Here is a 2,980-nt window from a genome sequence, read left to right as displayed (position 1 = left end):
GAAGGCTTTTGTAGTAACGATTCTGGTTCCAATCACACAATTTAGAGAACCGTTGAAAATCTATGAACTCCCGAAAAGGCTTGCCATATAAGTATTTCGCATCTAAGTACAATTGCTTATTGCAAAAGTGGGATGCTCCCGGATCGGCACCCCTTTATTAAGGGGGATCCCCCCACCTATCGTCACCCCCCTTATCAAGGGGGGCAGGGGGGATCGAATTTAAAATCCATTTTTAATTTAATTATAACCAGCTACTTATCAGCTTTTTCACCCTCTCCCCAACCCGAAACGGTCAAACCCTTTGCTAATTTTTGGCTTTTTACTTGCTATAATCGAGTGTCGAATTTGAGTAGGAGACGGGAGAAAATGGCCGATTGGCAGGAAATAGAGGGGGGGATCACGGCCCCAAAAGGATTTAAATCCGCAGGGATGGCCGCGGGGCTAAAACCGTCCGGTTTGCCCGATTTAGCCCTAATTGTCTCGGAAACAGAAGCGATCGCCGCCGGAGTCTTTACCACCAGTCAAGTGCGGGCCGCTTGCGTCGATTATTGCCGTCAACGCCTACAAACTAAAGCCAGCGCCAGGGCGATTTTGTGTAATGCCGGCCAAGCAAACGCCGCCACGGGGGAAGCCGGATGGCAAGACGCTCTCGATAGTGCCGCCGCCTTGAGCCAAGTTTTAGGGATTCCCGCCGATGCAATTTTGCTGGCTTCTACGGGAGTGATCGGGCAACGGATTCGCATGGATGCGTTAACCGCCGCTTTACCGACCTTAGCAGGTTTATTGTCGGAAAATGGCGGCGAAAGCACGGCCCGGGCGATTATGACCACGGATCTAGTCCCCAAATCGATCGCCTTGCAAACCACCATCGATGGTCGTCCGGTCACAATTGGGGGAATTGCCAAGGGATCGGGGATGATTCACCCGAATATGGCGACGATGCTCTCCTTTATTACCTGTGATGCCGCAGTATCGACGGTTCTCTGGCAAAGTATGTTAAGTCGGGCGGCTAATAAAAGTTTTAATCAGATTACGGTGGATGGGGACACCAGTACCAATGACAGTCTGATCGCCTTGGCTAATGGTCAATCGCGCACCACGGCGATCACAGAAATGGGCCGGGATGCCCAAAAGTTAGAGGCCATGTTAACGGAAGTTTGTCAATACTTGGCCAAAGCGATCGCCCGGGATGGGGAAGGAGCCACCTGTTTAATAGAAGTGCGGGTTTCGGGGGCGGCCGATGATCAGTCCGCTCGTCAGATTGCTCGCACCATTGCCGGTTCTTCCTTGGTAAAATCGGCGGTTTTCGGTCGAGATCCTAACTGGGGACGAATTGCGGCGGCCGCGGGCCGGGCCGGGGTTGTCTTCCATCAAGAAGACCTGCAAATTAAGTTAGGCGACTTCGTGATGATGGAAAATGGTCAACCTCTGGCGTTCGATCGAGCTAGTGCCAGTAATTACCTGAAAGCGGCAGCAAGCGGGGCTTATTTACGAGAAGATACCGTTTTAATGTCTATCTGTATCGGTAACGGTTCGGGAACAGGTACGGCCTGGGGTTGCGATCTTAGTTACGATTACGTCAAAATTAACGCCGAGTACACCACTTAAAGCGATCGATTCTCTAAACAGGCTCTCTTGTCCTTGCTGGATTGTATCCCAACAGCTTGATCAAAGGTTGACGTTAGGCTCTAGTCTATACCGACAATCTCGATGATCGATCCTGTTGATCACACAGCAGCCGAGAGAGCCGATTACTCGATTAACAGATAAACTTTAATGGTTGGATTGTAAGTAGCTGGTTATAATTAAATTAAAAATGGATTTTAGGTTCGATCCCCCCTGCCCCCCTTGATAAGGGGGGTGCCGATAGGCGGGGGGATCCCCCCTGCCCCCCTTGATAAGGGGGGTGCCGATAGGCGGGGGGATCCCCCCTTAATAAGGGGGGCATCTGACAACTTTTAACGCCTACCTACTTACTTCTTTTCAACCAACCTCGAAAACAGTTTTGTCAGTCCCTCAGTCCCTTGGCAAAATCCATCTATTGGCGGGGAAAACGCTGCATGGTTCCGAAAAAATCACCACGAATTCCTTTAGAATTGCACCAGATTAAAGCTCACCAGTTTTATCAAAAACGGCTGGCATCGGGTAAAGAAGGCAATGAGATAGATGACTGGCAGCAAGCGAAAGAATATTTTAGCCAACATCCCAGAGCGATTTTTGCTTGGAATCTAAAGATACCCTATCGCGGGGGAAAAAGGCTAATTAAAAGATTGTTGCTATCGCTCCAGTCTCTTGTCAGAGTTGCTTGGAAACTGCTAATCTTTCCCTTCTGGCTATTTCAGCAAATACCGGGGCTTTTTGCCCGTGAAGACAAAGACAGCCGCACCTTTGCCATTGATGTGGTCAAAACGATTATTTCTGCCCTGGGATTAATTGCTACCCTTTTGGCAGGAATTGGGCTTATTGTCAATTATTTCAATTCTCAAGCGGAAATGCAACTGACTCAGCAACGTCTGATTACCGAGCGCTTCTCGAAAGCTGTCGAGCAAATCGGTAATAATAAAGAGGAGGTGGTAATTGGCGGCATTTATTCCCTAGAGCGAATTGCCAAAGATTCTCCCAAGGATCAATGGACAATTATGGAAGTGCTGACTTCCTACATTCGTAAAAATTCCCCCATTCCCTCGAATATTCAACAACTGAAGCCAGAGGAAAGACAGAAGGCCCCAGAAAAGCTCCCTTCCGTGAGTATTCCAGTTCAGGCCGCTTTAACGGTAATCGGCCGGCGTAAAGTTGAGAATGACCAAGCTGGGGATAATTTGGCTGAAACAACTGACTCTAATAACTGAACTTCCCCCATACATATATACCACAATAGCTGAAAACCCTTATCCATCAATGGATGCACCCCCTTAACTTTTCTTAATGTACCCATGTAATTTGTAACATTTCTTAATGGACAAGAATTCTCTCCCTTTGC

1 protein-coding gene and 1 pseudogene are annotated in these 2,980 nt (G+C 48.5%); both read left to right on the top strand.

Annotation, left to right across the window (positions count from 1 at the left end; translation table 11 throughout):
* Positions 1-366 precede the first annotated feature (366 nt).
* Positions 367-1,608 carry a bifunctional ornithine acetyltransferase/N-acetylglutamate synthase gene (gene argJ / locus O9323_RS21390; RefSeq protein WP_002736235.1) on the top strand — a complete coding sequence of 414 codons (1,242 nt, stop codon included), beginning with the start codon at positions 367-369 and terminating at the stop codon, positions 1,606-1,608.
* A 452-nt stretch (positions 1,609-2,060) separates the two neighbouring features.
* Positions 2,061-2,843: pseudogene (locus O9323_RS21385) on the top strand (pentapeptide repeat-containing protein); the annotation flags it as partial.
* Positions 2,844-2,980: the final 137 nt, after the last annotated feature.

It is taken from the genome of Microcystis sp. LE19-131.1A, assembly GCF_027532015.1.
Taxonomy (GTDB): Bacteria; Cyanobacteriota; Cyanobacteriia; order Cyanobacteriales; family Microcystaceae; genus Microcystis; species Microcystis ichthyoblabe_A.
This window is presented reverse-complemented; position numbering and strand designations above follow the sequence as displayed.